This window comes from Terrihabitans soli (genome assembly GCF_014191545.1).
Lineage (GTDB): Bacteria > Pseudomonadota > Alphaproteobacteria > Rhizobiales > Methylopilaceae > Flaviflagellibacter > Flaviflagellibacter soli.
In genome coordinates, this window is sequence record NZ_AP023361.1 from 2,830,129 (window position 1) to 2,857,126 (window position 26,998).

Sequence of the window (26,998 nt, forward strand, 5' to 3'; positions counted from 1 at the left end):
GAGGGCCGCGTGTGGGGCGCGGCCCTCCTCGTGCCTTGCGGACCTGCGGTGGGGATTAGCCCGGCAGAAGCACGGTATCGATGACGTGGATGACGCCGTTCGACTGGTTCACGTCGCCGATCGTCACTTTGGCTTTGCCGCCCTTCTCGTCGACGAGGATGAGCGAGGAACCGTCCAGCGTGCCGGTCAGCTTTTCGCCGTTGACCGTCTTCCACTCGGCCTTGCCATTGCCCTTTTCGATCGCCGCCTTGATGTCGGCAGCCGAATTGCGGCCGGGGACGACGTGATAGGTCAGGATGCCGGTGAGCGTCTTCTTGTTCTCGGGCTTGACGAGCGTTTCGACAGTGCCCGCCGGAAGCTTTTCAAACGCCGCATTGGTCGGCGCAAACACCGTGAACGGACCGGCGCCCTGCAGCGTCTCGACGAGGCCGGCGGCCTTCACCGCAGCGACGAGCGTCGTGTGGTCCTTCGAATTCACTGCGTTTTCGATGATGTTCTTGGTCGGGTACATCGGCGCACCGCCGACGGTGACCGGCGCGGCCATGGCGTCTTTGGACATCGAATCCTTCGACATCGAGTCGTTTTTCATCATGCCCTGCGCAAAGACCGGCATGGCAGCGAGCGTAAGGACGGACGCCGCAAGTAGAATGCGTTTCATGTTTGACTCTCCGTATTCAACCCTCTTAACGGGCATTAGGAGTTACGGAGACACTCCCTGCACGGATGCAGACATTTTCAGATTTCGTGCATTTTCCCGGAGGCGACGACGGGGCCGGTCGGCGCGCCGGTTTTCGAACCGCCCATGGGCTCGACGGACACCGCGAGCATGGCTTCGGGATCTGCGCCCGGCATCACATCGCGCGGCATTTCGATCATGATCGGTGCGTTCGCAGAGAACGTGCCGAGCGAACGCGGCGTGCCGCCGACGGGAACGATCCACAATTCATGCGTATGATCGGCAGGCGCCGGCATATCGGCGGCCGGCATCAGCATGACTTTTCCGGTCATGCGATCGACGGAGGCCATGAAGGCGGATTTGCCGTCCGTCAGCGTCAGCGTCGCAACGAGCGAGGGCGGCGGCGAAGCCGGACCCGAGATGAGGAATACGAGGCAGGCGGCGGCGAGCGCGGACGTACCGACACTCATGCTGCGCCAGAAGGGCAGCGAGCTCCAGAGAGTGTCTTTCTTGACGGCCTTCGACGCCGAGAGCGGCACGGGCTTGGCACCGACGGCCTGGGCGATCTTGTCCCAGACCTCGGGCGAGACGGGCTCGGGCGCAATGTCGGATGAGATCGGACCGAGCCGCGCTTCCCAGAATTCGACCTCGCGCGCGAAAACATAATCGTCGCGCCGGCGCTTCTCGAGCGCGTCGCGCTGATCGCCCTGCACGAGGCCGAGCACGAACTCCGCCGCAAGCGGCGCTTCGTCCTCAGTTGCGGGCTTATCGTCGTCGCGCGGGCTCATCGCTCGAGACATCCTCTCAGTTTAATCAGGCCACGCCTGATCCAGCTCTTCATCGTGCCGAGCGGCACATTGCGGCGCATCGCCAGTTCCTCATAGGTAAGGCCGTCGAGGAAGGCGGCGCGGATCGAGGCCTGCTGATCGCCGTCGAGTTCCTCAAGGCAATTCATCAGCGCCTTTTTATCGTCGGCGCTTTCGACTTCGGCCAGAGCCGAACGCGCCGGATCGGCGATCTCGGCGGCATCGTCGAGCGGCGCGGAGGCCCTACGGATTTTGCCCGACCTTATGCGGTCCAGCGCCTTGTTGCGGGCAACCGCCACAAGCCAGGAAATGGCACCGGCCCGGGCGGGGTCGTAAGTCCCGGCCCGCCGCCAGACGGCTATATAAGTTTCCTGCAACACGTCCTCGGCCTCGCTCCTCTCCCCTAGTATACGGAGGCAGACGCCCATGAGTTTCGCGGACGTCGCTTCATAAACTTCGGAAAGAGCGACCCGGTCCCCCCGGCCGACGGCCTGGAGGCGGACAGATAGCTGTTCGGCGGTGATTTCGGACACGGACATATAGGGGCCGGAATATAGCGAGGGCTCAAGCCCCATACGAGCCGGAACGCCGTTTGGATGCGGCGTTCAAACTCGGTTCATGACCGGAGTGGCAAAAATATCCTCCATGGAGGAAAGCATGCGGCCGCTCCTTGCCGCCCTCGTTCTGGCCGCCTTCGTTCCGGCGTCCCCCGCACCGGCGGGAGACGAGTGGCGGATCGCCCGCGTCTGGAGCCCTTCGGCCTCCAAAAGCCTCGACCTTCCCCCTGAAGCCGAGGCCAAAACCATGGCCGCCATAGTGCCGCCGGGCCGGCTGAGCCTTAATGTCGGCTGCAACGATATCTCGGCCAAAGGGCTCAATCAGGACGGAACGGCCCTGTTCGACGCCCCGGCCCAGACCCGCATGGCCTGCCCGCCGGATCTGGCCTCGCTGGAAGGGGCCGTCCTCGCCGCCCTGAAGCTGGTCCGCAGCCATGAACGGACCGGCAATGAAATGATCCTCCGGGACGGCCAGGGCAAAGAAGTTCTCGCCCTTATCCGCTGAGCCCTCGTCAGTGACACCGGCGCGCCTTGCCGGTCCCGGGGGTGGATGCTATCCCGCGCCCATGAGTGCGGACCCTATTCCGAATATTCGCAATTTTTCCATCGTCGCCCATATCGACCACGGAAAATCCACCCTGGCGGACCGGCTGATCCAGTCGACCGGCGGCCTGTCCGAACGCGAGATGACGGAGCAGGTGCTCGACTCGATGGATATCGAGAAAGAGCGCGGCATCACCATCAAGGCGCAGACCGTGCGCCTCACCTACCCGGCCAAGGACGGCAAGACCTATATCCTCAATCTGATGGACACGCCCGGCCATGTGGACTTCGCCTATGAAGTCTCACGCTCGCTGGCCGCGTGCGAAGGCTCGCTGCTCGTCGTCGACGCGAGCCAGGGCGTCGAGGCCCAAACGCTCGCGAACGTCTATCACGCGCTTGATGCCAACCATGAGATCGTGCCGGTCCTCAACAAGATCGACCTGCCGGCCGCCGAGCCCGACCGCGTCAAGGAACAGATCGAAGAGGTGATCGGCCTCGATGCGTCGAACGCCGTGATGATCTCGGCCAAGACCGGCATCGGCATTCCCGATGTGCTGGAAGCCATCGTCACGCGCCTGCCGCCGCCGAAGGGCGACATCAACGCGCCGCTGAAAGCTCTGCTCGTCGACAGCTGGTACGATGCCTATCTCGGCGTCGTCGTGCTTGTACGTATTTTCGACGGCACGCTGAAGAAGGACCAGCGCGTGCGCATGGTCGGCACCGACGCCGTCTACCAGGTCGACCGCATCGGAACGTTCACACCGAAAATGGTTTCGGCGGATGTTCTGGGCCCGGGCGAAGTCGGCTTCCTCACCGCGAGCATCAAGGAAGTTGCGGATACGCGCGTCGGCGACACGATCACCGATGAGCGGCGCGGCACGACCGATCCCCTGCCCGGTTTCAAGCCGGCGCAGCCTGTCGTGTTCTGCGGCCTCTTCCCGGTCGATGCGGCGCAGTTCGACGATCTTAGAAACGCCATGGGCAAGCTCCGCCTCAACGATGCGAGCTTCTCTTATGAAATGGAAAGCTCAGCCGCGCTCGGCTTCGGCTTCCGCTGCGGGTTCCTCGGCCTTTTGCATCTTGAGATCATTCAGGAGAGGCTGTCGCGCGAGTTCGATCTCGATCTGATCGCGACCGCGCCGTCCGTCGTCTATACAATCAAGATGCGCGACGGCAGCGAGGTGTCGCTGCACAATCCGGCCGATCTTCCCGATGTGATGCAGATCGAGGAAATCCACGAACCGTGGATTCGCGCGACAATCCTGACACCCGATGAATATCTCGGCGGCATTCTGAAGCTCTGCCAGGACCGCCGCGGCACGCAGATCGACCTCAATTACGTCGGCAAGCGCGCCATGGTCGTCTACGACCTGCCGCTGAACGAAGTCGTCTTCGATTTCTACGACCGGCTGAAATCGATCTCGAAGGGTTATGCCAGCTTCGACTACGCCATCACCGACATGCGGGCCGGCGATCTTGTGAAGATGCAGATCCTCGTCAACGAAGAGCCGGTCGATGCGCTGTCGATGCTGGTGCATCGCGGACGCGCCGAAAGCCGCGGCCGCGCCATGTGCGAGAAGCTGAAAGAGCTGATCCCAAACCATCTGTTCAAGATCCCGATCCAGGCGGCGATCGGCGGTAAGGTCATTGCACGCGAAACGATCTCGGCACTGCGCAAGGACGTGACGGCGAAATGCTATGGCGGCGACGTCTCGCGCAAGCGCAAGCTCCTCGACAAGCAGAAAGAGGGCAAAAAGCGCATGCGCCAGTTCGGCAAGGTGGAGATTCCGCAGGAAGCTTTCATCGCCGCGCTGAAGATGGAAGATTAGAGCACACGCGTCTTACGCGCCGCGCAGAACTTTGCGAACGGCGTTATGTCCGTATCTTCAGCCCACGCTCTCAGCGTTCGTCGTCGTCCCAAGCCTGCACCATCACCTCGCGGGTGATGCGGCCGTCTTTATCGACGTCGAGCATGGCGCTGCAGAACACCTTTGCCCCGCCGGGATATTCGCACTCTTCGGTGAACGCCAGATGGCCATCGCCCGACACCATGTCGGCGACATGATGAGTGACGCCGCGTCCGCAGACATCGGCGTAGAACTCAGCGATTTTCTTGCGTCCCTTGAGATCGAGCGGGTGGCTCGGCGGATGGATGCTGTCGACGATGCGCAGCATCGCATTCTCGGCAAACAGGCCCGATAAAGTCGCGGCGTCGTTGCCTTCGATTGCACGTTTCAGCGTGCCCAGATTGAGTTCTCGCATGATGCGATCCTCCTCACCACGATCTGGGGCTGCGGCGGCCAAGAACCAGATGGCCCGGCTTGCATTGCCGCCGGAAAGCATCGGAAACTCGAAAATCCCCTGGAGAGTGCCTCGTGTCCGACAAGAAGAAGAAATCCGCGCCCAAATCGAAACCTGTGCTGCCGCCCGCCGAGGACGAATTTCCCGGCATCGATGTCGTGGTCGACGGCGTGCATGTCGATCTCGACGGCGAGGAGCTTCCGGACGCGATCAAGGACAAGACGCTGTCCAGCGGCGGCTACCCTTACGACAAGAAGCTGAACGGCAAGGATTACGACAAGGAGCTGGAGAAGCTGCAGATCGAGCTTCTGAAACTGCAGGCCTGCGTGAATGCGACCGGCATGAAAGTCGTCATCCTGTTCGAAGGCCGGGACTCGGCCGGCAAAGGCGGCACGATTGCGCGCTTCACGCAGCATCTCAACCCGCGTTCCGCGCATGTGGTTGCGCTGGCAAAGCCGACCGAGGCCGAACGCGGCCAGTTCTATTTCCAGCGCTATATCGCCCATCTGCCGACGGCGGGCGAAATCGTCTTCTTCGACCGCTCCTGGTACAATCGTGCCGTCGTCGAGCCGGTGATGGGCTTCTGCAAACCCGAACAGACCGAGCAGTTTCTCAAAGACGTGCCGGTGTTCGAAAAGATGCTCGCCGATAACGGCATCCATCTCGTCAAATTCTGGCTGACCATCGGCCGCGAAATGCAGATCAAGCGCCTGTTCGACCGCAGGCACGACCCGCTGAAGCGCTGGAAGCTTTCGGCCATCGACTATAAGGGCCTGCCGCTCTGGGACGAGTACACGGCGGCGGCCGAGCGTATGCTCAAGGCAACGCACACCAAATCGGCGCCCTGGACGATTTTGCGCTCGAACGATCAGAAGCGGGCGCGTCTTGAGGCCATCCGCGCCGTGCTGGCCGGCATCGACTATGCAGGCAAGGACCAGAAACTTGTGGGTGAACCCGATCCGAAGATCGTTTCGGACGCCGCCACGTTCCGGTCACGACGCGGACAAATTTAGCGTTAAGGAATCGCTGCTAGAGAAACATGGTGGCTGGGTGGCACGCATGTCTTTACGCGCATCTCTTTGCTTTGGCTTGATTTTCCTCGGCTCTGCCGTGCTTGGCGGCTGTGTCGCCTCCGGCACCGACAGCATTGTGACCGGCTCGGTAGGCGCCTCGCCCCAGCACAGCATCTACGGGCCGCGCCCGCAGGAAGCCCACCCGATGCCGGCGACCAACGTCTCCGGCGTGAATCCCAAATATTTCCGCAAGGTCGTGAACTACCGCGGCCCGGAAGCCGCCGGCACGATCGTCGTCGATACCAATAACCGCTTCCTCTACCTCGTCCAGGGCAATGGCCAGGCGCTGCGCTACGGCATCGGCGTCGGCAAAGCCGGCCTTGCCTGGGGCGGCACGGCCACCGTCGGCCGCAAGGCCGTCTGGCCGAGCTGGACGCCGACCTCCGACATGATCGAGCGCGAACCCGAACGCAACGCCAAATGGGCCAATGGCATGCCGGGCGGGCTCGGCAATCCGCTCGGACCGCGCGCGCTCTACCTCTACGACAACGGCCGCGACACGATGTTCCGCATCCACGGCACGACCGAGCCGCAGACCATCGGCAAGGCCGTGTCCTCGGGCTGCATCCGCATGTTCAATCAGGATGTGATCGATCTGCATGACCGCGTGCCGGTCGGCACGCGCGTCGTCGTGCTGCACAATTCCAGCCCGCTCGATCAGTTCGGCGATGCGATGGCCAGCGCCGCGACCTCGATCGGCAAAGGCTTTACGGAACTCACCGCAAAACTGCCCCAGCGCTGAGCGGATAACCGATCAGGCGACGGCGCGGATGTCGTTCCCCGTGCCGATGAGACGCGCGGCCTCTTTCGGCGGCACGGCTTTGGCGAACAGATAGCCCTGGCCCTGATGGCAGCCTTCGGCCCTCAGGCATTCGAGATCCTTCTCGGTCTCGACGCCTTCGGCGGTGATCGTGATGCCGAGGCTTTTTCCGAGCGAGACGATGGCGCGGACAATGGCCTGGCTGTCGGTGTTGTCGCCGAGATTGTGCACGAAGCTGCGGTCGATCTTGATCTTGTCGAAGGGGAACGAGCGCAGATAGGACAGCGACGAATAGCCGGTGCCGAAATCGTCCATCGAGATGCGGACGCCGAGCGCGCGCAGCGCATGCAATGTCGCCAGAACCTGATCTGACTTTTCAAGCAGAAGCGATTCCGTGATCTCGAGCTCGAGCCTTTGCGGCGCGAGACCCGCATCGTCGAGCGCCTGCTTGACCTGCGCAAACAACGTCCCCGAACGGAACTGCAGCGTCGACAGATTGACCGCGACCTTTGTGTCGGCGGGCCAGGACGCGGCGTCGAGACAAGCGCGCTTCAGAACGAACGCGCCGAGCGGATTGACGAGACCTGTTTCCTCGGCGATCGGGATAAACTCGGCCGGCGAGACGGAGCCGCGCTCCGCATGGTTCCAGCGCACAAGCGCCTCGAAACCGACAATCTCACCGCCGGCGATATCGACCAGCGGCTGGTAATGAACTTCGAGCGCTTCCGCGGCGAGCGCGGCTCTGAGATCGAGTTCGAGACGGCGGCGCGCCTGAAGGCGGGCGTCCATTTCGGATTCGAAGAAACAGTAGGCGCCGCGGCCTTCGGCCTTTGCGCGGTAGAGCGCCATATCGGCGCTTTTCAGGAGCCGGTCGCAATCCTCGCCATCGCCCGGGCCGACCGAAATGCCGATCGAGACGCCGATAGTGACGAGATGGCCGTCGATCTCATAAGGCGCCGAGACGATCTCGATGAGACGGCCCGCCAAGGAGCCCGCATCTTCCGGATGGTCGATGCCGCACTGCAGAACGGCGAATTCATCGCCGCCGAGACGCGCAACCGTATCGCCCTCGCGCAATTCATTGGTCAGACGCTCGCCGACGAGCTGCAGCAGCCGGTCGCCGATCGGATGGCCGAGCGTATCGTTGACGGTCTTGAAGTCGTCGAGATCGAGGCACAGCACCGCCGCCGTCTCGTTGCGGAGCATGCGCGGCAGCATGTCGTCCATGCGCTCGCGGAAGAGAACGCGGTTCGGCAATCCGGTCAGCGCATCGTGATGCGCCATATAGGCGATGCGCGCTTCGGCGCGCTTTCGCTCGGTGATGTCGACCGCGCCGATCAGCACGGCCGAGACACCTTCATAAGTCAGATAGCTCGAATAGACCGCGACCTCGATCGGCTCGCCGTTCGACTTCTGGTGCTTCCAGGTGACGCCGTCATCGCCGTCGACGGGACCCGCGGGCTGGGTGCTTGCACCGATTTCCGGCGCCGAGAGATCGCGCAGCTTCATGCGCAGGAACTCGCTGCGCTTATAGCCGTAATGAGCGGTCGCGGCATCGTTGACCGCAAGGATGCGGCCGTCATCGCGTGCGTGCACATACATCGGGACGGGATTGTTATCGAACAGAAGGCGGAAGCTTTCCTCGCGCTTCTTCATTTCCGTGATATCGACGCGAAGACCGATCAGGCCGCCATCCGACGTGCGGCGCTCGTCGATCATGATCCAGCGGCCATCGGCCGTCTGCTGCTCGTGGCGGCCCTTGGGCTCATAGAGACGCTCAAGGCGCGCGTTCAGCCATTCTTCTTCGCGGCCCACCGCTTCCGGATACTGGCCGCGATAGACGCCCTCGCGCAGCGTATCTTCCAGCTTGGCGCCGACATGGAACAGATCCGCAGAGCCGACATACATCTCGGCATATTGCTTGTTCCACATGATGTAACGGCCCTCGCCGTCGAGGAACACGACGCCCTGGGGCAGAATGTCGATGGCGGCCTTGAGGCGCTCCTCAGCCTGGCGCGCCTGCTGGATCGCGGCCTCGACTTCGAGGCGCGCTTCAGTCAGCGCGGCATTGGTTACGGCAGGCGCAGTCTTACGGCGAACAGCTTTGGTCACAAAATCCCCCGGGGACCGGTTCGGTCTTTCGGGTGTAAGCCTATGAACCTGTGAGATTAACGGCGACTTTAATCGATCTCGCAGCGTCTTTTCGAGCGTCCGCACAACTCGGTTCCCGCTGCACTATTTCTATGCAAACAAGGGTTTTTGCAGGGAAATCAACGCGTAGAACTGGAAAAGCACCGACCGGACTACACCCGATGCGGGAAGTTCGCGCAAAAACTATGCAAGTGCACGAACTATACGCAAGGATATCAGATGGTTACTGTTTGATTACTTCCGGGCGCATCCGAACCCGATTTCGCTGCGTATAGCTCAGTGCAGCCCCGAATCCGGTGATGTGGTATTCGCGAGAGCGGACACCATTTCAGGTCGGGGCGAGGCACATATGCGATTCATCATCAGGCTCGTCGGCGTCGTGCTCTTTGCGGCCGCTTTCGTCATTCTTGTCATTGACGGAACGCGGTCGATTGCGGGCAACGCGCTTTATCTGTCGTCACTGGCGGAGGGGATCGACCTTCTCTGGCCCGGCGGCGTCGATACGATACGAAGCCTGTTCGGCGGCGCCTGGGACCCGATCGGGGCCTGGCTGTTCGACCGGGCGGCCTTCGTCGTTCTCGGACTTCTCGGTCTTGGCCTGATGCTGCTCGGACGTGCCCCGCCCCAATACGTTCGGCCGCTGCCGAAACGCTATTGAGAAAGGATTTTCACATGATCTTCTCGCTGTTCAGACCCGAAATTCCGATGCCGACGCCCGCGACGGCGCTGCCCGGCCGCAAGGAGGCGGTCCGCACGGCGACGACGCATTACGTCAACAAGCAGCCGCTGAAGGGCCCCTATCCCGACACCGCCGAGATCGCCATTTTCGGCGCCGGCTGCTTCTGGGGCGTCGAACGCAAGTTCTGGAATATTCCGGGCGTCATCGTCACCGCGGTCGGCTATGCCGGCGGCTACACGCCGAACCCGACCTATGAAGAAGTGTGCTCGGGCCATACCGGACACACCGAAGCCGTGCTCGTCGTCTTCGATCCTGCGGTCGTCACCTATGACGCGCTGCTGAAGGCATTCTGGGAAGCGCACGATCCGACGCAGGGCAATCGCCAGGGCAACGATACCGGCACGCAGTACCGCTCGGCGATCTACACCACCCGCCCGTCCCAGGCGGGATCCGCCGCGCGGTCGCGCAGCGAATACCAGTCGGCGCTGAATGCCGAAGGCTATGGTGAGATCACGACGGAGATCGGCCCGGCCGGCGAGTTCTATTTCGCCGAGGACTATCACCAGCAGTATCTCGCCAAGAATCCCGGCGGTTATTGCGGCGTGGGCGGCACCGGCGTGTCCTGCCCCGTCGGATCGGGCGTTGCTGCCTGATCATCCGGGTCCGCGGCCGGCTTTACGCCGGGCGCGGCCACCGTCGGGGCGAAGTCCGCATCCGGCGCTTCGAGCACGGTCCGGCATTCGCCCGGCAGATCCGACAGCATGATGGGCTTTGGCGGCGGCGTCGGTTTCGGCTTGTCCTTCGGCGGCGGAGGCGGCACGTCGGGCTTTCTGACCTTCTTCAGCCAGGCATCGAGCGGCGCGCCGCATTCCTCATCACCGGGGATCGCCGCCTGCGCTTTGCAGCTGTCGCTGCCCGAAGGACAGCCGATGCGGATGTGCATGTGATAATCGTGCCCCCAATAGGGACGCACTTTCGCAAGCCATGACCGGTCGCCGACAGCGTCCGTGCAGAGCTGCTTCTTGATGACCGGATTGACGAGCACGCGCTCGACGCCCGGCATGGTCGCCGCAAGGCGGATCACTTTCAGATGTTCCGGCGTCCATACTTTCGGATTGACGCCGGAGAATTTCGCATTGGCCATGCTGACGGCCGAGGTGTCTTCGCGCTCGCGCGCCGTGAAGGTGCGCTTGGGCATCGGATTGAGCCACACATCCGCATCGAGGCCGACCTGATGCGAGGCATGGCCGGTCAGCATCGGCCCGCCGCGCGGCTGCGAAATATCGCCGACGAGAAGGCCCGGCCATTTCGTCTCGGCCTTCACCTTCGCCGCAAGTTTCTCCAGCGTCGAGATCAGCACCGGATGACCCCAATTGCGGTTGCGCGACAGCCGCATCACCTGCCAGGCCGGCCCGTCGATCGCGAGCGGCTTTGCGCCGGCAAGACAGCCTTTGGCGTAAAAGCCGATGGAGCGGGATTTCAGTTTGTTCGGCAGTTTTTCGGCACCGAACAGCTGTTTGGCCGGCGCCTTGTCGAGCTTGAGCGGCGGAGGCTTCGCAAGATCGTTGGGCTTTGGTGCGGGCAGCGGCACCTCGGCCGAGGCCGGAACGGAAAAACAAAGACAAATCAATAAGATCATGCGCAACACGCATGACTGCCCATGCGGCTTTGACTGGAACCCCTGATCGCCGATCCGAATTGTCTGCAAGGGGCTGATCTCCCGAGTGAGGGTACCAGATGCGCATTGCCCAGATCGCGCCGCTGTATGAAAGCTGCCCGCCGCAGCTTTACGGCGGAACAGAGCGAGTCGTCTCCTATTTAACTGAAGAATTGGTGCGATTGGGACATGATGTGACACTGTTCGCCTCGGGCGACAGCCAGACCAAAGCGAGACTAGTCCCCGGCTGCAAACGCGCTCTGAGGCTCGACGCAAGTGTAACCGACCCGCTCGCCTATCACATGATCATGATGGGCCGCGTCCTCCAGCAGGCCGAAGAGTTCGATATCCTGCATTTCCACACCGATTATCTTCACTACCCCGCCTTCGCCTCCGGCCCTCATCCCATCGTCACCACACTGCACGGCCGTCAGGATCTCCCCGATCTTCCCGCCGTCTATCGCGAATTCTGCGACACGCCGCTCGTTTCGATTTCCAACGATCAGCGCAAACCGCTGCCGCGCGCCCACTGGATCAAGACGATCCATCACGGCCTGCCGAAAGATCTTTTGCCCTATGGCAAAGGCGATGGCGGCTATCTGGCCTTTATCGGCCGCGTCAGTCCGGAAAAGCGGCTCGACCGCGCCATCGAAATCGCCTGCGCAGCAGGCATTCCGCTGAAAGTCGCCGCCAAGATCGATAAGGCCGATACCAAATATTATCACGACGTCATCGAGCCGATGCTGTGCGACGGCGTCGAATTCATCGGTGAGATCAACGAGGTTCAGAAGCGCGACTTCCTTGGCCGCGCCAGCGCTTTGCTCTTCCCCATCGACTGGCCCGAACCGTTCGGCCTTGTGATGATCGAAGCCATGGCCTGCGGCACACCCGTGCTCGCCTTCAATTGCGGCTCCGTCACCGAAGTTCTGGAAAACGGCGTCACCGGCGTCGTCGTTGACTCCATGGACGCGGCGCACGCGGCGCTTCCCGAAGTTCTGGCGCTGGACCGCAAACGCGTGCGCGCCGAGTTCGACCGGCGGTTCACCGCCGAGCGCATGGCCCGCGACTATCTTCAACTCTACGAAAATCTGACGCATACGGCCGCGCCTTTGGCAAAACCCTTCGTCAAAGGTGCAGGTGAGCTATATCCTGCGCTCGATCTTGCCGCAGCGGCACGCGCTGCGGCAGCGGTCTGAAGCGTAAGGCAAGCAGGGGCACATGAACGAGGCTCTGGCTTCGCAGTTCTACATACCCGCGCGGGCAACGCTCGACGGCGGGAGACCCTCGCGGCTGAAGCATGGCGATACTTTCGCCGTGCTCGACACGCAGGGCGATCTCATGGCTTTCGAGGGAAACCCCGACGGCCTCTATCATCGCGATACGCGCCATCTTTCGCATTTCGAGATACGCCTCAACGGCGCGCGGCCTTTACGTCTGTCCGCAAATATCGCGAGCGACAATGCGGCGCTGACCGCCGATCTCACCAATCCCGATTTCTTCGAAGGCGACCGACTTGCTCTGCCGAAGGACACGATCCATCTGCAGCGGCTGAAATTCGTCTGGCAGGGCGCGATGTATGAACGCATCGCCGTCTTCAACTATGACGAGGAAGAACGCCGCATCCGCATCAGCGCGACCTTCGACTGCGATTTTGCCGATCTTTTCGAGGCGCGTGGACAAAGACGCGCCTCGCGTGGTGTCCGCCATGTGCAGGTGACAAACCGCGGCGATGTCGATTTTGTCTATACGGGGCTAGACGGCGAAGAGCGCCGCACGCGCCTGCAGTTCACGCCGCAGCCCGACGGCATCGAAACGAGCTTTGCCTATTACGACATGCGGATCAAACCGCAAGAGAAGCGCGTCTTCTTTATCCGTGTCGGCTGCGGACCCGAGATCGGCGACGGATGGCAGAGCCGCGATTTCTTCCGCGCCTTTGCCGATGCGCGCCGCGCGCTGCGCAAGCTCCAGGACCGCCCCGCGCGCCTGCAGTCATCGAGCGTACTTCTCGAAGACACCGTCAACCGCTCGATCGCCGATCTGTCCATGCTCGTCACCGAGACCGAGCACGGATCCTATCCCTATGCGGGCATTCCCTGGTTTTCGACGCCGTTCGGACGCGACGGCATCATCACCGCACTGATGATGCTGTGGATCGATCCGTCGGTCGCCAAAGGCGCGCTGAAGCTTCTCGCCGCAACGCAAGCCAAGGACAGCGATCCGTTCCGCGACAGCGAGCCCGGAAAGATTCTCCACGAAATGCGCTTCGGCGAAATGGCGGCGCTGCGCGAAGTGCCGTTCGGCCTTTACTATGGCAGCGTCGACTCGACGCCGCTCTTTGTTCTGCTGGCGGGCGAGTATCTGCGCCGCACCGGCGATCTCGATACGATCCGCGGCCTCTGGTCGAACATCAAGGCCGCGCTCGACTGGATCGAACATTTCGGCGATGTCGATGGCGACGGCTTTGTCGAATATCACCGCCAGCGCGACACCGGCCTCGTCAACCAAGGCTGGAAGGACTCGATCGATTCCGTCTTCCACGCCAATGGCGATCTTGCCGAAGGCCCGATCGCGCTCTGCGAAGTGCAGGCCTATGTCTACGGCGCGTGGAAGGAAGCCGCCTATATGGCGCACCGCCTCGGCCTTCGCAGCGAATGGGGCAAATACGATCTGCGCGCCGAAGACATCCGCGCGCGTTTCGAGCAAAGCTTCTGGTGCGAAGAGCTCGGCACCTATGCGCTGGCACTCGACGGCAAGAAAGAGAAATGCGCCGTGCCGACCTCCAACCCCGGTCATGCGCTCTTCACCGGCATCGCCGATTCAGAACGGGCGGCCCGCGTCGCCCGACAGCTTCTCGAACCCGATATGTTTTCCGGCTGGGGTATCCGCACCGTCGGTACATCGGCGCCGCGCTATAATCCGATGTCCTATCACAACGGCTCGATCTGGCCGCATGACAACGGCCTCATCGCACTCGGGCTTGCGCGCTACGGCATGAAGGAACAGGTGCTGAAGGTGTTCCGTGGCCTTGTCGAAGCCGCGGGCCATATCGAGCTGCGCCGCCTGCCCGAGCTCTTCTGCGGTTTCGGCCGCAAGCAGCGCGAAGGTCCGATCGGCTATCCGGTCGCCTGTTCGCCGCAGGCCTGGGCGGCGGCAACGCCGCTTGCGCTCATTCAGGCCAGCCTCGGTCTCACGCTCGATCACGACGAGCGGGAAATCCGCTTCAATCTTCCGATGCTTCCGGAATTCGTCGACCGGCTCTACATCAAGAATTTGCAGCTCGGCGAAGCCAGTGCCGATCTTCTTCTGACGCGGCACGGAAACGATGCGGCGATCACCGTCGTCAACCGCAGCAATGGCGTGCGCATCATCGAGACTCATTGACGGTTGAGGGAACCTCGGAGCACTCCTGCCGATTTATGATCGGAGGATGACGATGCCCAGAAACTTAAGCGAGCTTCTCATCGACGGTCTGCGCGATGCCTATTCGGCCGAGCAGCAGCTTCTGACCGCCCTGCCGGAAATGGCCAAAGCGGCAAAATCCTCAACGCTTGCAAAGCTTTTCAAGGACGATATCGCCGCAACGAAATCACAGGTCGGACGGCTCGCGGCGATTTTCGAAGAGCTGGGCGAAGCGCCCGAAGGCAAGGTCTCGCTGCCGATGGAGGGCCTTTTGAACGCCAGCCAGAAGCTCGCAGCCGAAGGCATGCCGCCGGAAGTGCTTGATGCTGCGCTCATCGCCTCGGCGCACAAGATCGCGCATTATGAGATCGCGTCTTACAGCAGCCTTTGCGGCTTTGCCGAAAGCCTCGGCCACAGCAAAGCGGCGAAAGCGCTTCGCGCGTCTCTGAGCGAAGAGAAAAAGTTCGACAGCGATCTGACGGAGATTGCGAAGACGAAGGTCAATCCGCGAGCCACCAGCAACGCGGCTTAAGCGGCCTGCCTTTTGCCGCGGCCGGCGCTTTCGAGCTTCAGAAACGCCAGAACCGGACGCTCTTCCGCTTTCAGGCCGCGCTTGCGTGCACCGGCCTCTTCCGCTCGCTCGAAACTCGCAGGCAGTGAACCGTCAAGGAAGGTCTCGACCACGGCGGGATGGATATAGCAGCGGCGCGAAATGGCGCGCGTATTGACGAGACGCTCGGCGACGCGATCGACCGCCGCATTCAATTTGCGCACCGAATCCGTCTTCGAGGTGAAGGCTCCGGCCTCGTTCAGCGCATGCGCCGCCGTCACCGTGCCGGCCCAGGTGCGGAAATGCTTGGCCGAAAAGCTGTTGCCGCCGATATCGCGGATATAATCGTTCACATCCTGGCTGGTGATCGGATGCGGATTGCCGTCGCCATTCCAGTACTGGAACAGGTTCTGGCCCGGAATGTCCTGGCACTGGCGGATGATGCGCGCGATGCGGCGGTCATAGACGGTGAGCTTCCAACTCTTGCCGCTCTTGCCCTTGAACTGAAAGCGAAGCCGCTCGGAGCCCGCTTCGACATGCTTGTTGCGCAGCGTCGTGAGGCCGAAGCTTTTATTGTCGCGCGTATATTTTTCATTGCCGACACGGATGAGCGTCGTGTCGAGAAGATAGACGACGGTGGCGAGAACCTTTTGGCGCGTCAGGCCGCGCGAGGAGAGATCCTTTTCGATGCGCGCGCGGATTTTCGGCAGCGTCTCGGCGAATTCGATGAGACGGTCATATTTCGTCTCGTCGCGGATCTCGGTCCATTTCGGATGATAGCGATATTGCTTGCGGCCTTTGGCGTCGCGGCCGGTCGCCTGGATATGGCCATTGGCCTTGGGGCAGATCCACACATCCGTATAGGCCGGCGGCACCGCGAGCGAACGAATGCGGGAGAGGATTTTCTCGTCGCGGATCAGGTTTCCGGCGGCGGAGTAATAGGCAAAGCCCGACCCGGCCCGCTGGCGTGTAATGCCGGGCTCATCGTCGGTTACGTAGCGCAGCCCGGCGTTCTCCGCCGAGAGCATGGGATCATGCGCTGGGCAGGTATCGTCCTCGGGCTTCAGAAACGCGGTTTCCATTACCTTAAATCCCACTCGATACGCGGGGTTTAACTCGCCAAAGGGGGCGGAGGTTCACAGCCCGGCGTAAAGGTCACGTTGCCTCTACCCCCTTTGGGGGCTATACGGCGGCTCCGCGTGAGAACGCGGTTAAGGAGGGGTGGCCGAGTGGTTGAAGGCGCACGCCTGGAAAGTGTGTATACGGGAAACCGTATCGCGGGTTCGAATCCCGCTCCCTCCGCCAGCCCAACCATCTGATATCAAAAGATTTTCAATGATCGTCGCCGCACGGCTGAACGCGTGCATTCTGGCGCGTTTTCAACCCTGCCCGGACCGGTAAGGTTTACAGAAGAATACCGAATCCGCCCGCCGGCCCGGCCTCCGGAATGCGCCCGTTTCCGGGAGCTACGGCTCCAGAACCGTTTTGACGATCTGACCGTCCAGCGCCTCATAGTCATAATACTGGATGGTCTCGTAGAGCTCGGTCCGCGGCATCATCTCGGGCAGGAACTCGCCGACATGGCCGTTGGCGCGGAGCGAGGCGTAAAAGCGCTGCACGGCCTTCGACGCCACCCGGAAAGCCGACACCGGATAGATGACGATGTTGTAGCCGGCGGCATCCCATTCCGAGAGGCTGATCTGCGGCGTGCGGCCGAACTCCGTCATATTGGCGAGCAGCGGCTTTTCGATCTCGGCCCGTGCGCGGCGAATATTGTCCTGTGTCGTCAGCGCTTCGACGAAGATCAGTTCGGCACCAGCCTCTCCATACCGTTTCGCCCGGTCGAGGGCATCGTCAAAGGAGGTCGCGCCGGCATCCGTGCGCGCGCAGATCACCATATCGTTCGCCGCGGCGCGCGCCGCGGCGATCTTGCGGCACATGTCTTCGGTCGAGACGAGCTTCTTGTCGTTGAGGTGACCGCATTTCTTCGGGAATTGCTGATCCTCGAGATGGATGCAGGCAACCCCGATCTCCTCAAGCTCGCGCACCGCCCGCATGATATTGAGCGCCTCGCCGAAGCCCGTATCGCAATCGACGATCAAGGGCACATTCGAGACGCGGCTGATCTCGCGTGCACGCCGCCACACATCGTCGAGCGTGATCAGCCCAAGATCGGGAAGACCCATTGAGGCGGAGAGCGCCGCGCCCGACAGATAAAGCGCCTCGAACCCCGCATTTGTCGCCAGCACCGCCGACATGCCGTCATAGGCGCCGGCGGCCGCCACCGCCCGGCCGCTGTGCATCAGCCGCCGCAGGCGTCCGGCGCGGCTCACATCTTTCTCGTTCTTTCCGTTGAGCCATTCGACGGTCATAGGATCTCCCGCTTCCGCAGTTTTGTTTTACGTTTTGTCCGCGTCGAGCGCCGCTTTCGCGGCAGATGCGGCGCTCATGGCGGCGGGCCATCCGGCATAGAATGCCAGATGGGTGATCAGTTCCGAAATCTCGTCCTCAGTCACGCCATTATCGATGGCCCGTCCGACATGGACCTTCAACTGATCCACCCGTCCAAGCGCGAGAAGCGCCGCGATGGTCACGAGGCTGCGGTCGCGCTTGGCGAGACCCGGCCGCTGCCAGACATCTCCGTAGAGAACAGTCTCGCTGAGCTCGATCAGCTTCGGAACGAAATCGCGAACGGCTTCGCGCGATTTGGACGAGGGAGCCGAAGTCATTTTGCATTTTCCGGTGCGCGCAGAAGCTCTGCGATGCGGCGTGCGCTCGGCGCTTTTTCGACATTCAGCATGATGTCGATGAGCTCCGACTGCTGCGCCGGCGGCAGGAGATGGTTGGTAAGTTTCTTGAACTTGGCGACGATATCTTCCGCCGGTGCGAACGAGAACTCGCTGCCCTTCGGCGACTCGCGCGTCTCGGTGAACACCGAGCCGTCGCGCAGATGCACATCGACGCGAATCTTGTGACGGTGCTTGGAGCCCAGAGCGCTGATCTCGGGATCCTCGACCACTTTCACGCGCTCCGACAAAGCGATGCGAGCCTTGTTCGTGACCACGTCCGGCGTGAACTGTTCGACGAAGACATCGCCTTCCAGAAGAAGCGTCGCGACGCAGAAGGGCAGATTGAGTTGCGCCGACACAAGGCCTTCCGGCTTGTAGGGCCAGCCGACATGATCGAGCGTGATGCGCGAGCAGTGAACGACGACCTTGTCGAGATCATCGACCGTGAAGGGATGCGCCTTCTGGATATCGCGAATGGCGTCGAGCGTCGTGTGATTTGAGCCGACGCAGGAATAGAATTTCAGCGCGATGCGCATCGTCTCGAACTGCTCGCCGAGACCGCCGCTCAGCGCATTCATGTCGTATTCGTGCGCACCGCCCGAGAAGGTCGAGCAGAAGCCGCCGAAGGGCGACTCGAAGACGTCGAGAATGCCGGTGAAGCCGGATTCGGCGAGGATCGCTCCGTAGAAGCCGCTCTGCGCCGAGCGGCCGGCATGCATGCGCTTGACCATGGCGCCGTGCTGCGCGGCGAGAAGGCCGGCGGACTGCGTACCGGCAATGCCCAGAGCATGTACGGTTTGATCACTTGTCAGTTTGAGGGCCCGGGCTGAGGCCGCGGCGCTGGAGAACACGCCGAGCGTCGCGCCGGTGTGCCAGCCTTGTCCCATATGCTGCTGGGTCATGCAGACGCCGACGCGCGGGCCGATCTCGTAACCGGCAACCGCCGAGGCGAGGAAATCCTTGCCCGACATATCGCGATGCGATTCCGCGACGGCGATGAGACCGGGGAGCGTCACCGCACCCACATGCATGATGCCGACGCGATGCACGTCGTCGAGTTCGAACGACTGCACCTGGCTGCCATTGATGAGGACGGCATGCGGGCTGGAGATACGCTGGCGGGTGCCCCAGACATAGGTGTTTCCGCCGGTATCGGTCTTGCCGAGCGTGTCCTGGAGGATTTTCGACCAGGGCAGCTGCGCGCCGTAAAGGCCGCAGCCCAGCGAGTCCAGGATCAGCAGCTTGATGCGCTCACGGACCTCCTCGGGCACAGATTCATAAGTGATTCCCGACACATAATTCGCAATCCGTCTCGTATGAACGTTGTCTACTGTCCCGTGCGCGGTCACTGCGTGCTCCCCTCTGCTACTTCTTTCTTTCGAGAAGTCCATCATATCGTCGGTAATATTGTTGACAAGACTGTTGCCCACTCGTTTGGATAGGGGACGGTCGAACTGTCTGTGGCTCCCACCGAGACGCAGAAGCGAACTGACCGCCCATCGCCCGGCGAAAGACCGGCCGATCAGAACAACGATAGTGGGAGGACGAATATGATCAGGACGATGATGAAGGGGCTGTCGCTTGCCGCGATGCTCCTGGCCGCCGGCGGCGGCCAAGCAGGTGCCGTCGACTTCAGCGGAAAGCACGTCGACGTCATTATTCCGTACACCGAAGGCGGCGGCTCGACCTTCTACATCCGGCTTCTTGCTCCGCTTCTGCAGAAGGAGCTCCCCGGCAACCCGCCGATCATCATCCGCCACATTCCGGGCGGCGGTTCGGTGAAGGGCATCAACCAGTTCCAGCAGGACGCCAAGCCCGACGGCCAGATGGTCGGCCAGATCGGCGTCGGCACGTTCCTGAATTATATTCTGCAGGATCCGGCGGTCGCCTACGACCTGCCGAAATTCCAGGCCTTCCTGACATCGCCTTTCGGCGCGGTCGTTTACGGCCGTAAGGACATCGGCCTCACGGGCGATGCCGCGGCCGACGTGAAGCACCTGACCACCATGACGCCGATCTATGGCGGCGACGGCCCGACGGCGTCCGACCTTCCGATCCTGCTCTCGCTCGATCTTCTGGGCGTGAAGATGAAGACGATCTTCGGCATGGGCAATTCGGAATCGCGCGGCGCGTTCGAGCGCGGCGAATTCAACATCAAGTTCGACAATATGGCGTCCTGGAGCAACGCCATTGTGCCGATGATCAAGGAAGGCACGGTGGTCCCGCTCTTCACGCTCGGTTTCCAGGATGCGTCGGGCAAGATCGTGCGCGATCCGCTCGCGCCGGAAGTTCCGACCTTCCTCGAAGTTTATGAGAAGGTGAAGGGCAAGAAGCTTGAAGGCCTCGAATACGATATCTGGAAGACGCTGTTCAACATCCGCGTCATGGGTTCGAAAATGCTGGTTCTGCCGGCGGGAACCTCGCCCGAGATCGTCAAGGCCTTTGCCGATGCGACGGCGCGCGTGATGAAGGCGCCGGAACTGCAGACGCCGGAAGCCAAGGGCGTTCTCGGCGACTATCCGCAGTCGACCGGTGATGCCGCCGCCGCCGTGCTCAAGGGCGCCTCCGTCATGACCGACGACGAGCGCAAATGGCTGAAGAGCTGGCTCAGCGAAAAATACGGCGTCAAGTAAACGCGCCGTCGTTCCCCCTGCCAGGGTGACGAAAGAAACCGGCGGCTTTGGCCGCCGGTTTCCTCTCTTCTTGAAATAAGAATTCGACCGCCTGCGACATGCAGTGCAGAGCCGCGAAGTGGGAGCCGGTCATGCAAGTTGATTTTTTCAGCGCCGCGCTGAGCGCGTTGGAGCTCCTCGTCGCGGGGCCACATCTGATGTATCTGATGATCGGCGTGATCATCGGGCTGATCGTCGGCTTCCTGCCCGGGCTCGGCGGTATTTCCGGCCTTGCTCTCATTCTTCCGTTCATCTTCGAACTCGATCCCGGCTCCGCTCTCGCGATGATGATCGGCCTTGTGGCCGTGACACCGACGGGCGACACCTTCACCGCCATTCTGATCGGCATTCCGGGAAGCGCCGGCGGCACCGCAACAACACTCGACGGATTCCCGCTGGCAAAGCGTGGCGAAGGTGCGCGCGCGCTCGCCGCATCTTTCACGGCCTCACTGTTCGGCGGCATTTTCGGCGCCTTCTGCCTGACCATCGCTTTTGTCTTCGCCCGCCCGCTTCTGATGGCGATCGGCTTTCCCGAACAGCTGATGCTCATCATTCTTGCGCTGTCGTTGCTCGGCATGCTGACCGGCCGCAGCATGGTCAAAGGTCTCGCCTCCGCCGCGATCGGCCTTCTGCTCGGCACGGTCGGTGCGGCGACGGCCACGGCCGAATACCGCATGACGTTCGGCACGATCTATCTCAGCGACGGCCTGCCGCTCGTCCTGATCGCGCTCGGCATTTTTGCGGTTCCCGAAATCATCGACGTGCTGCGCCGTCACTACACGATCTCGACCGAGAGTTCGCTCGGCTCAGGCTGGAAACAGGGTTTCATGGACGTTATCCATAACCGCTGGCTTGTGCTGCGCTGCTCGGGCCTTGGGGCGCTTTTAGGCGCGATGCCCGGCATCTCCGGCGCCGTCATCGACTGGATCGCCTACGGTCATGTCGTGCAATCGAGCCGCGACAAGAGCATGTTCGGCAAAGGCGATATCCGCGGCGTCATCGCGCCGGAATCGGCCAACAACGCCAAAGAAGGCGGCTCGCTCATTCCGACGCTGCTCCTCGGCATTCCGCATTCGGCATCGACGGCGCTTTTGCTCGGCGGCCTGATCGTCATCGGCATCACGCCCGGCCGCGATATGGTGACCAAGCATATCGACATGACCTACCTGATCGTGTGGTCGCTGGCCGTCGCCAATATTGTCGGCGCCGGCATCTGCCTGATCATGGCAAAGCCCATCGCCAAGATCACCACGGTGCCGTTCTTCTACGTTGCGCCGTTCATGATCGTTCTCTTGTTCTTCGCGGCGTTCCAGTCGTCGAGTTCATGGGGCGATCTGATCGTGATGTTCGCGCTCGGTGTGCTCGGCCTCTATATGAAGCGCTTCGGCTGGTCGCGGCCGGCCATGCTGATCGGCTTTGTGCTGTCGAACCCGCTCGAGGCCGCCTATTACCGCACCGTTCAGATCTATGGGCCGGAACTGTTCCTGCGTCCGGTGACGATCGGCATCGTCATCACCATTATGATCTCCGCCTTCTTCATCTGGCGCGGCAAGGCCTCGGTGCACGAAGACGATGCGTCGACGGAAGCTTCGGCCAAGGACCGCCGGCCGCAGATCGCGTTTGCGCTCCTGCTGTTCTCGTTCATCGCGTTCGCGATCTGGGACACCCACGACCTGCGCTATTTGTCGAAGGTCTATCCGATCACGCTTGCGCTGATCGGCGGCTTCTTCACGCTGATCGCGCTCGGCCTTCTTGTCTCGAAGCGCACCGGCACGTTCTTGCAGGACGCTGAAGCAGAAATGGTGGCCCGCGGCGAAATCTGGACGCCGAACGCCTATTATCTCGCCTGGATGGCGGGACCGATCCTGATCAGTTTCTTTGTCGGGTTCTTCCTCGGCGCAACTCTGTATGTCTTCGTGTTCCTGCGCCAGTTCGCCAAGGCGAGCTATCTGTTCTCGGCTGTGGGTGCTGCGGCGACCGCTGCGACGCTGTGGGCGCTTGGAGACACGCTGTCGCTGCTCTATCCGCCGGGGCTACTGCAGAAGTTCGTCGAGCTTCCGGGGGTTCTCCATTGAGGCTTTCGCCCGCCGAAGCCGAGACCACGAGGATGGACCCCGTACAGAAACTCCGCGAGGCCATTACGTCCGGGGTTTTCACGCCGAACGAGCGGCTGATCGAACATCAGCTCGTCGATTTTCTCGCGACGAACCGGACGAAAGTCCGCACGACGCTGGCGCGGCTCGAACAGGAAGGCCTCGTCGTCATCGAGCCGAACCGCGGCGCGCGGGTGCGGCTGGTGTCGGATGTCGAAGCGCTGGAAATCACTCAGGCACGAGGCGTGCTGGAAGGCCTCGTCGCCCGCCAGGCCGCCGAGAACATCAATGACGACGGGCGAAGCAGCCTTCGTAACATCATCGGCGAAATGGAAGCGCTGCTCGACGGCGGCGATGTTCTCGGCTATTCGGCCGGTGCCAGCCGCCTCCACGCCGAGATCCAGCGCCTTTCGGGACACACCACCGCGACGCGGCTGCTTGAAAATCTCGATTCGCAGATCATCCGTTTTCAGTACCGCACTGTTCTTATGACCGGCCGCGCCGCAAAGGCGCTGCAGGAACATAAGGAAATCGTCGAAGTCATCTGTTCCGGCGACGGCGAGAAAGCCGAACAGATCATGCGCGCGCATCTCGAAGGCGTCCAACTTGCGCTGAAGACGACGATCGAAAAAACCAGAAGCTGACGAGGTTATGTTGGACAGGCTTTCAAGAACCGCTCTCGCCATGCTGGTGGGGCTCGCCGGCGGTTCGTTCTTCTACGCGCTGCACATCCCCCTGCCCTGGATGCTGGGCTCGCTGTTCGCGACCGCCCTTGCGGTCCTCTTGGGACGCGACTGGCTGATGCCGCCGCTGTTCCGCAATGCGGCGCGCCCGGTGATCGGCGTTCTCGCGGGCAGCGCATTTACCCCGGTCGTTGTCATTGCGCTCGCGGAAAGCTGGGACGTCATCCTCTACGCGGCCTCCTATTCCGTCATCATCACGATTCTCGGCTTCTTCTTTTTCAAGAAGATATGCCGATACGATGTCATGACATCGTTCTTCTGCTCGACGCCCGGCGGGCTCGGCGAGCTCATCATGATCGGCTCGCAACTCGGCGGGAATATCAGGACCATGGTGTTCGTTCACACCATCCGCATTTCCGCCGTCGTTTTCATCGTGCCGGCGATTATGCAGTTTTTCACCGACATCGATCTTTCTCGGCCCGTCATGGCCGCCCATGCGCATGTCGGCATGGACCTGATCGATTGGCTTATCATCGGCGCCTGCTGCGCGGCCGGCTTCATCACCAGCATCAAGTTCAGAAACCTGAGCGGCGGCGCTATTTTCGTGCCCCTGGCTTTGAGCGCGGCCTTGCATGCGACGGGCGTCACGCAGGCCGTGCCGCCGCAATGGATGGTCGGCGCCGTGCAGATCGTCATCGGAGCGTCGGCCGGTGCACGCTTTGCCGGCATCGGCTGGGCGGAGGTGCGGCGCACTTTGGTCCATGCCGTGGTGTGGGCGGTTGCGATGATCGGTGTCGCGGCGCTGATGGCCGTTATCGGATCGATGTTCTTCGACCGAACCTTCTCCGCCCTCTTGCTGGCCGCTGCCCCTGGCGGGTTGCCCGAGATGACCATCATCGCCTACGCCATCGGCATCGACGTCGCCTTTGTCGTCACCTGCCACGTGTGCCGGGTCATTCTGGTGATCGTGGCCGGAGCCCAGACCGGGGCCTGGCTTGCCCGGCGCCAGAAATCCGTGCCCGAGGCGTGATCCACGCCGCGTCGGACGGGCGTTTTCAGCATTGCGGCCATGCTGTTAACAAAAGAATTGCCCGGCATATGGATAATCGGGTTGTTTGTTGATAGTCCGGCTATTCAAGGAGTTGCAGGCGGCCGTGAGCCAATCTCTCGATTTCGATGATGCAGGCGGACAGGCGGGCGAGGCGGAGTCGCGCAAAGGCGATATTCCGCAGTCGGTCGTCGAAGCGCTGCGCCGCTACATCGTCACCGGCAAGCTCCTGCCGAACGAGCATCTGGTCGAGGCCGATCTCGCTCGCAACCTCAACACCAACCGGGCGAATATCCGCACGGCCTTCGTTGTGCTGGAAGGCGAGGGCCTCGTCACACGCGAGCCGAACCGTGGCGCCCGTGTGCGCCGGGTCTCCGCCGATGAGGCTCTCGAAATCGTGCAGGTTCGCGTCGCGCTTGAGACTTTGAGCGCGCAAGTGGCGGCGGAAAACGCGACCCCGCAGGATGTCGAAAAACTTGAAGGCATTCTTGCGGGCATGAGGACGTGTTTCGCCGCGGGCGATTTCCTCGGCATGTCGGAACTGAACGCCCAGCTTCACGGCCTCATTACCGACATTGCCAACAACAAGACGCTGAGCCGTATGCTCGCAAACCTCAATCATCAGCTTGTGCGCGTGCAATACCGCACCGTGCTGATGCCCGGCCGTGCCGAGCGCGCCCTTAAGGAGCATACCGATATCGTTGCGGCGATCGCCGCCAAGGATCCGGAGAAGGCCTATGCCGCCATGTCCGTCCATTTGCGGGCGGTCCGGGACAATCTGCGCGTCTTCCTGAAAAGCGGCTTTTAATCGCCGCGATCCCGCAGGATCAGCGCAGTCCCTTGTGATGCTTCGGCAGCGCCGGCGATACGACATTCGCCGAAATCGTGATGTCCCACAGCGCCGCAGTTTTTTCGCGCTGGAACTCGGCAAACAAATCGGGCAGCTGGCGGATATCGTCGACCTTGTGGCCGATGAGATCAAAGCCGCGCGCAATGCGTCCGATATCGCCGCGACCGAAAATCGCCGGACCGTCGTCAACGCCCTCACTGCGCAATTTGTGGATTTCCGAACCGTAGGCGCCATCGTTCAGAACGATGAACAGGATGCGCATGCCGTGGCGCTTTACCGTTTCCAATTCCTGAATATGCATCAGCGTGCCGCCATCGCCGTCGATCATCACAATGGGCTCATCCGGATAGGCGGCAGCAACGCCCATCGCATACGAGATGCCGTTACCGATGGCGCCGAATTCGCGGATCGTGTGGAAGCGGCTCATATCGCGGCCATGCATATGCGCCGAAAAATATGAGCAGTGCCCGGACGAATTGACGATGTGCCAAGTCTTCGGCAGGACCGCATCGAGCTTGGCGATAACATCGCGCGGATCGGCGGCATTGCCGTCGGGCGGAAACTGGTTGCGGTTCGGCGGTGAACTGATGAGTTCCTTGTGCAGTTCCGGCGTGCGCCAGCCGGACGGCTTATAGCCGGCAGAGCGCACCGCGTGTGCCAGCGCGCGGGCCCCGGCGCCCGCATCGGCCGAGATGTAAAGATCGGCCGGCGTGCGGCCGTGCTGTTCTCCCAGAGGATTGATATCGATCTGAAGAACGCGCGCCTGCGGAAAGAGCTTGCCGTTCTCCGCCGTGTGATAGGTCAGCCGTGCACCGACCGCGATGACGAGATCGGCTTCGCTGAAAGCCTTGCGCGTCGCGTCAGCGGAAAAACCGCCGGCAATCCCGATCTCGTATGGCGATCCGTTGAACATGCCGCGCACCGGCAGGGTCGCAGCCAGATACGCACCGCACGCATCCGCGAGAGCTTCGCACTCGGCGCGGGCGCCGCTGAGCTTTGCGCCGCGTCCGCCGAGCACAACGATCTTCTGGCTGGATTGAATGAGCGCAACGGCACGCGCGATCGCGTCCGGATCCGGCTGCGCCGCGCCGCCCTGCGGCATCACGGAAAGCGAATTCGTATAGGCCGGCAGTTCGATCTCGCGCTGCTGAAGATCGAAGGGCACGCCGATGACGACGGGCTGCCGTGTCTGGCGTGCGAGCAGGAATGCGCGCCGCACAAGATTGAACATCTGCGAGGGATCGTGCGCGGCGATATAGGTCGCGCCCGTCGCGCGAACGAACGGCGCATGATCGATATACTGATTGTACCAGGCCGCGCCGATCGGGCTTTCGCCGGCAAATACAACAAGGGGAATGCTGGCGCGAACGGCGGCGGGCAGCGCGGTCATCAGCTGAGTGAGCCCGGGTCCGCAGGTCACCGACGCAACGCCGACATCGCCGGTCGCGCTGGCATAACTTGTCGCCATCGCGCAGGCGCAGTGCTCGTGCCGCACGTGATAGAGCTTGACGCCCAACTCACCGAGCGTGATCGCCCAGTGCATATTGGCGTCGCCGAGAAGCGTAAAAAGGCGGGTGACGCCTTCGGCGCGAAAGGCTTCCGCAAGATGCTCGTAAAGCTTGGCTTTTCGTAAGCCGGAGGGAGCCGATGAGCTTTCTGTGCGCGCGTCCACTCAAGTCCTCGCTGAATGCGAATGGGCGCCGCGCCGAAG

General features: G+C 62.1%; 25 protein-coding genes and 1 tRNA gene. 15 read left to right on the forward strand and 11 right to left on the reverse strand.

Annotated elements, in window-relative coordinates; all coding sequences use genetic code 11:
• Positions 1–55 precede the first annotated feature (55 nt).
• The 3 genes from IZ6_RS14600 to IZ6_RS14610 form a co-directional block, all read right to left on the reverse strand.
• A complete protein-coding gene (locus tag IZ6_RS14600) occupies positions 56–592 on the reverse strand; it encodes a fasciclin domain-containing protein (RefSeq protein ID WP_420825591.1) in 537 nt (178 codons plus the stop codon).
• Positions 593–735: 143 nt separating this feature from the next.
• Positions 736–1,464 carry an anti-sigma factor gene (locus IZ6_RS14605; RefSeq protein WP_222875768.1) on the reverse strand — a complete coding sequence of 243 codons (729 nt, stop codon included), beginning with the start codon at positions 1,462–1,464 and terminating at the stop codon, positions 736–738.
• Positions 1,461–2,057, reverse strand: a complete 597-nt coding sequence (locus IZ6_RS14610; RefSeq protein ID WP_338054673.1) for a sigma-70 family RNA polymerase sigma factor — start codon at positions 2,055–2,057, stop codon at positions 1,461–1,463. Before IZ6_RS14610 ends, IZ6_RS14605 begins: the two co-directional genes overlap by 4 nt.
• Before the next feature lie 82 nt (positions 2,058–2,139).
• Here IZ6_RS14610 and IZ6_RS14615 point away from each other — a divergent pair, with 82 nt between their 5' ends.
• Together IZ6_RS14615 and lepA are read left to right on the forward strand one after the other, a co-directional pair.
• A complete protein-coding gene (locus IZ6_RS14615; protein WP_222875770.1) occupies positions 2,140–2,544 on the forward strand; it encodes an META domain-containing protein in 405 nt (134 codons plus the stop codon).
• Between the two features lie 61 nt (positions 2,545–2,605).
• Positions 2,606–4,411, forward strand: a complete 1,806-nt coding sequence (gene lepA / locus IZ6_RS14620) for a translation elongation factor 4 (protein WP_222875771.1) — start codon at positions 2,606–2,608, stop codon at positions 4,409–4,411.
• 70 nt (positions 4,412–4,481) lie between these two features.
• Here the strand turns inward: lepA and IZ6_RS14625 are convergent, their stop codons facing one another.
• Positions 4,482–4,844 (reverse strand): nuclear transport factor 2 family protein, encoded by a 363-nt coding sequence (locus IZ6_RS14625; protein WP_222875772.1) that lies wholly within the window; start codon positions 4,842–4,844, stop codon positions 4,482–4,484.
• Positions 4,845–5,002: 158 nt separating this feature from the next.
• Here IZ6_RS14625 and ppk2 point away from each other — a divergent pair, with 158 nt between their 5' ends.
• Positions 5,003–5,896, forward strand: coding sequence for a polyphosphate kinase 2 (gene ppk2, locus IZ6_RS14630; protein ID WP_225874067.1), 894 nt, complete (start codon positions 5,003–5,005; stop codon positions 5,894–5,896).
• 46 nt (positions 5,897–5,942) lie between these two features.
• Positions 5,943–6,698 (forward strand): L,D-transpeptidase, encoded by a 756-nt coding sequence (locus IZ6_RS14635; RefSeq protein ID WP_222875773.1) that lies wholly within the window; start codon positions 5,943–5,945, stop codon positions 6,696–6,698.
• A gap of 12 nt (positions 6,699–6,710) precedes the next feature.
• Here IZ6_RS14635 and IZ6_RS14640 read toward each other — a convergent pair whose 3' ends face one another.
• Positions 6,711–8,828 carry a putative bifunctional diguanylate cyclase/phosphodiesterase gene (locus IZ6_RS14640; RefSeq protein ID WP_420825558.1) on the reverse strand — a complete coding sequence of 706 codons (2,118 nt, stop codon included), beginning with the start codon at positions 8,826–8,828 and terminating at the stop codon, positions 6,711–6,713.
• Positions 8,829–9,216: 388 nt separating this feature from the next.
• On the opposite strand from IZ6_RS14640, the gene IZ6_RS14645 reads away from it, so the two are divergent.
• Complete coding sequence (locus IZ6_RS14645) at positions 9,217–9,525, forward strand: hypothetical protein (protein WP_222875774.1); 309 nt, start codon at positions 9,217–9,219, stop codon at positions 9,523–9,525.
• A 14-nt stretch (positions 9,526–9,539) separates the two neighbouring features.
• Positions 9,540–10,199 carry a peptide-methionine (S)-S-oxide reductase MsrA gene (gene msrA / locus IZ6_RS14650; protein WP_222875775.1) on the forward strand — a complete coding sequence of 220 codons (660 nt, stop codon included), beginning with the start codon at positions 9,540–9,542 and terminating at the stop codon, positions 10,197–10,199.
• On the opposite strand, the gene mepA is transcribed toward msrA, so the two are convergent.
• Positions 10,139–11,185 (reverse strand): penicillin-insensitive murein endopeptidase, encoded by a 1,047-nt coding sequence (gene mepA / locus IZ6_RS14655; RefSeq protein ID WP_222875776.1) that lies wholly within the window; start codon positions 11,183–11,185, stop codon positions 10,139–10,141. The two genes, msrA and mepA, sit on opposite strands and share 61 nt — an antisense overlap.
• Positions 11,186–11,283: 98 nt before the next feature.
• On the opposite strand from mepA, the gene IZ6_RS14660 reads away from it, so the two are divergent.
• From IZ6_RS14660 to IZ6_RS14670, 3 genes are read left to right on the forward strand one after another with little or no spacing between them, the layout of a single operon-like run.
• Positions 11,284–12,399, forward strand: a complete 1,116-nt coding sequence (locus tag IZ6_RS14660) for a glycosyltransferase family 4 protein (protein WP_222875777.1) — start codon at positions 11,284–11,286, stop codon at positions 12,397–12,399.
• A 22-nt stretch (positions 12,400–12,421) separates the two neighbouring features.
• Positions 12,422–14,584 (forward strand): amylo-alpha-1,6-glucosidase, encoded by a 2,163-nt coding sequence (locus IZ6_RS14665; RefSeq protein WP_222875778.1) that lies wholly within the window; start codon positions 12,422–12,424, stop codon positions 14,582–14,584.
• A 52-nt stretch (positions 14,585–14,636) separates the two neighbouring features.
• The gene (locus tag IZ6_RS14670; RefSeq protein WP_222875779.1) at positions 14,637–15,134 is read left to right on the forward strand and encodes a YciE/YciF ferroxidase family protein; all 498 of its coding nucleotides are present in this window, start codon (positions 14,637–14,639) and stop codon (positions 15,132–15,134) included.
• On the opposite strand, the gene IZ6_RS14675 is transcribed toward IZ6_RS14670, so the two are convergent.
• Positions 15,131–16,234: a DNA topoisomerase IB gene (locus tag IZ6_RS14675; protein WP_222875780.1), complete on the reverse strand. Its 1,104-nt coding sequence runs from the start codon at positions 16,232–16,234 to the stop codon at positions 15,131–15,133. The two genes, IZ6_RS14670 and IZ6_RS14675, sit on opposite strands and share 4 nt — an antisense overlap.
• 133 nt (positions 16,235–16,367) lie before the next feature.
• On the opposite strand from IZ6_RS14675, the gene IZ6_RS14680 reads away from it, so the two are divergent.
• A tRNA-Ser gene (locus IZ6_RS14680) sits at positions 16,368–16,457 on the forward strand.
• Between the two features lie 161 nt (positions 16,458–16,618).
• Here the strand turns inward: IZ6_RS14680 and prpB are convergent.
• From prpB to IZ6_RS14695, 3 genes are read right to left on the reverse strand one after another with little or no spacing between them, the layout of a single operon-like run.
• Positions 16,619–17,524, reverse strand: coding sequence for a methylisocitrate lyase (prpB, locus tag IZ6_RS14685; protein ID WP_222875781.1), 906 nt, complete (start codon positions 17,522–17,524; stop codon positions 16,619–16,621).
• Positions 17,525–17,551: 27 nt separating this feature from the next.
• Positions 17,552–17,881, reverse strand: coding sequence for a carboxymuconolactone decarboxylase family protein (locus IZ6_RS14690; RefSeq protein ID WP_222875782.1), 330 nt, complete (start codon positions 17,879–17,881; stop codon positions 17,552–17,554).
• Positions 17,878–19,212, reverse strand: coding sequence for an MmgE/PrpD family protein (locus tag IZ6_RS14695; protein WP_420825559.1), 1,335 nt, complete (start codon positions 19,210–19,212; stop codon positions 17,878–17,880). Before IZ6_RS14695 ends, IZ6_RS14690 begins: the two co-directional genes overlap by 4 nt.
• A 279-nt stretch (positions 19,213–19,491) precedes the next feature.
• Here IZ6_RS14695 and IZ6_RS14700 point away from each other — a divergent pair, with 279 nt between their 5' ends.
• From IZ6_RS14700 to IZ6_RS14720, 5 genes are all read left to right on the forward strand, one after another.
• Entirely contained in the window at positions 19,492–20,574 is a 1,083-nt protein-coding gene (locus IZ6_RS14700; RefSeq protein ID WP_222875784.1) for a type 2 periplasmic-binding domain-containing protein, read from the forward strand.
• A 131-nt stretch (positions 20,575–20,705) separates the two neighbouring features.
• Complete coding sequence (locus tag IZ6_RS14705) at positions 20,706–22,688, forward strand: tripartite tricarboxylate transporter permease (protein ID WP_222875785.1); 1,983 nt, start codon at positions 20,706–20,708, stop codon at positions 22,686–22,688.
• Complete coding sequence (locus IZ6_RS14710; RefSeq protein WP_222875786.1) at positions 22,685–23,350, forward strand: GntR family transcriptional regulator; 666 nt, start codon at positions 22,685–22,687, stop codon at positions 23,348–23,350. The genes IZ6_RS14705 and IZ6_RS14710 overlap by 4 nt, the downstream gene beginning before the upstream one ends.
• 7 nt (positions 23,351–23,357) lie before the next feature.
• On the forward strand, positions 23,358–24,419 hold the full coding sequence (locus IZ6_RS14715) for an AbrB family transcriptional regulator (protein WP_222875787.1): 1,062 nt from the start codon (positions 23,358–23,360) through the stop codon (positions 24,417–24,419).
• 124 nt (positions 24,420–24,543) lie between these two features.
• On the forward strand, positions 24,544–25,245 hold the full coding sequence (locus tag IZ6_RS14720; protein WP_222875788.1) for a GntR family transcriptional regulator: 702 nt from the start codon (positions 24,544–24,546) through the stop codon (positions 25,243–25,245).
• A gap of 19 nt (positions 25,246–25,264) precedes the next feature.
• On the opposite strand, the gene IZ6_RS14725 is transcribed toward IZ6_RS14720, so the two are convergent.
• Positions 25,265–26,959 (reverse strand): thiamine pyrophosphate-binding protein, encoded by a 1,695-nt coding sequence (locus tag IZ6_RS14725; RefSeq protein WP_225873924.1) that lies wholly within the window; start codon positions 26,957–26,959, stop codon positions 25,265–25,267.
• Positions 26,960–26,998 lie beyond the last annotated feature (39 nt).

What these genes read in the sequence shown, in the direction of transcription:
- mepA (WP_222875776.1), bottom strand. Translation starts at nt 11,185, where the DNA reads ATGATCTTATTGATTTGTCTTTGTTTTTCCGTTCCGGCCTCGGCCGAG.
- prpB (WP_222875781.1), bottom strand. Translation starts at nt 17,524, where the DNA reads ATGACCGTCGAATGGCTCAACGGAAAGAACGAGAAAGATGTGAGCCGC.
- IZ6_RS14610 (WP_338054673.1), bottom strand. Translation starts at nt 2,057, where the DNA reads ATGGGGCTTGAGCCCTCGCTATATTCCGGCCCCTATATGTCCGTGTCC.
- lepA (WP_222875771.1), top strand. Translation starts at nt 2,606, where the DNA reads ATGAGTGCGGACCCTATTCCGAATATTCGCAATTTTTCCATCGTCGCC.
- IZ6_RS14670 (WP_222875779.1), top strand. Translation starts at nt 14,637, where the DNA reads ATGCCCAGAAACTTAAGCGAGCTTCTCATCGACGGTCTGCGCGATGCC.
- IZ6_RS14715 (WP_222875787.1), top strand. Translation starts at nt 23,358, where the DNA reads ATGTTGGACAGGCTTTCAAGAACCGCTCTCGCCATGCTGGTGGGGCTC.
- IZ6_RS14690 (WP_222875782.1), bottom strand. Translation starts at nt 17,881, where the DNA reads ATGACTTCGGCTCCCTCGTCCAAATCGCGCGAAGCCGTTCGCGATTTC.
- IZ6_RS14605 (WP_222875768.1), bottom strand. Translation starts at nt 1,464, where the DNA reads ATGAGCCCGCGCGACGACGATAAGCCCGCAACTGAGGACGAAGCGCCG.
- IZ6_RS14600 (WP_420825591.1), bottom strand. Translation starts at nt 592, where the DNA reads ATGATGAAAAACGACTCGATGTCGAAGGATTCGATGTCCAAAGACGCC.
- IZ6_RS14660 (WP_222875777.1), top strand. Translation starts at nt 11,284, where the DNA reads ATGCGCATTGCCCAGATCGCGCCGCTGTATGAAAGCTGCCCGCCGCAG.
- IZ6_RS14675 (WP_222875780.1), bottom strand. Translation starts at nt 16,234, where the DNA reads ATGGAAACCGCGTTTCTGAAGCCCGAGGACGATACCTGCCCAGCGCAT.
- IZ6_RS14635 (WP_222875773.1), top strand. Translation starts at nt 5,943, where the DNA reads ATGTCTTTACGCGCATCTCTTTGCTTTGGCTTGATTTTCCTCGGCTCT.
- msrA (WP_222875775.1), top strand. Translation starts at nt 9,540, where the DNA reads ATGATCTTCTCGCTGTTCAGACCCGAAATTCCGATGCCGACGCCCGCG.
- IZ6_RS14665 (WP_222875778.1), top strand. Translation starts at nt 12,422, where the DNA reads ATGAACGAGGCTCTGGCTTCGCAGTTCTACATACCCGCGCGGGCAACG.
- IZ6_RS14615 (WP_222875770.1), top strand. Translation starts at nt 2,140, where the DNA reads ATGCGGCCGCTCCTTGCCGCCCTCGTTCTGGCCGCCTTCGTTCCGGCG.
- IZ6_RS14645 (WP_222875774.1), top strand. Translation starts at nt 9,217, where the DNA reads ATGCGATTCATCATCAGGCTCGTCGGCGTCGTGCTCTTTGCGGCCGCT.
- IZ6_RS14705 (WP_222875785.1), top strand. Translation starts at nt 20,706, where the DNA reads ATGCAAGTTGATTTTTTCAGCGCCGCGCTGAGCGCGTTGGAGCTCCTC.
- IZ6_RS14700 (WP_222875784.1), top strand. Translation starts at nt 19,492, where the DNA reads ATGATCAGGACGATGATGAAGGGGCTGTCGCTTGCCGCGATGCTCCTG.
- IZ6_RS14625 (WP_222875772.1), bottom strand. Translation starts at nt 4,844, where the DNA reads ATGCGAGAACTCAATCTGGGCACGCTGAAACGTGCAATCGAAGGCAAC.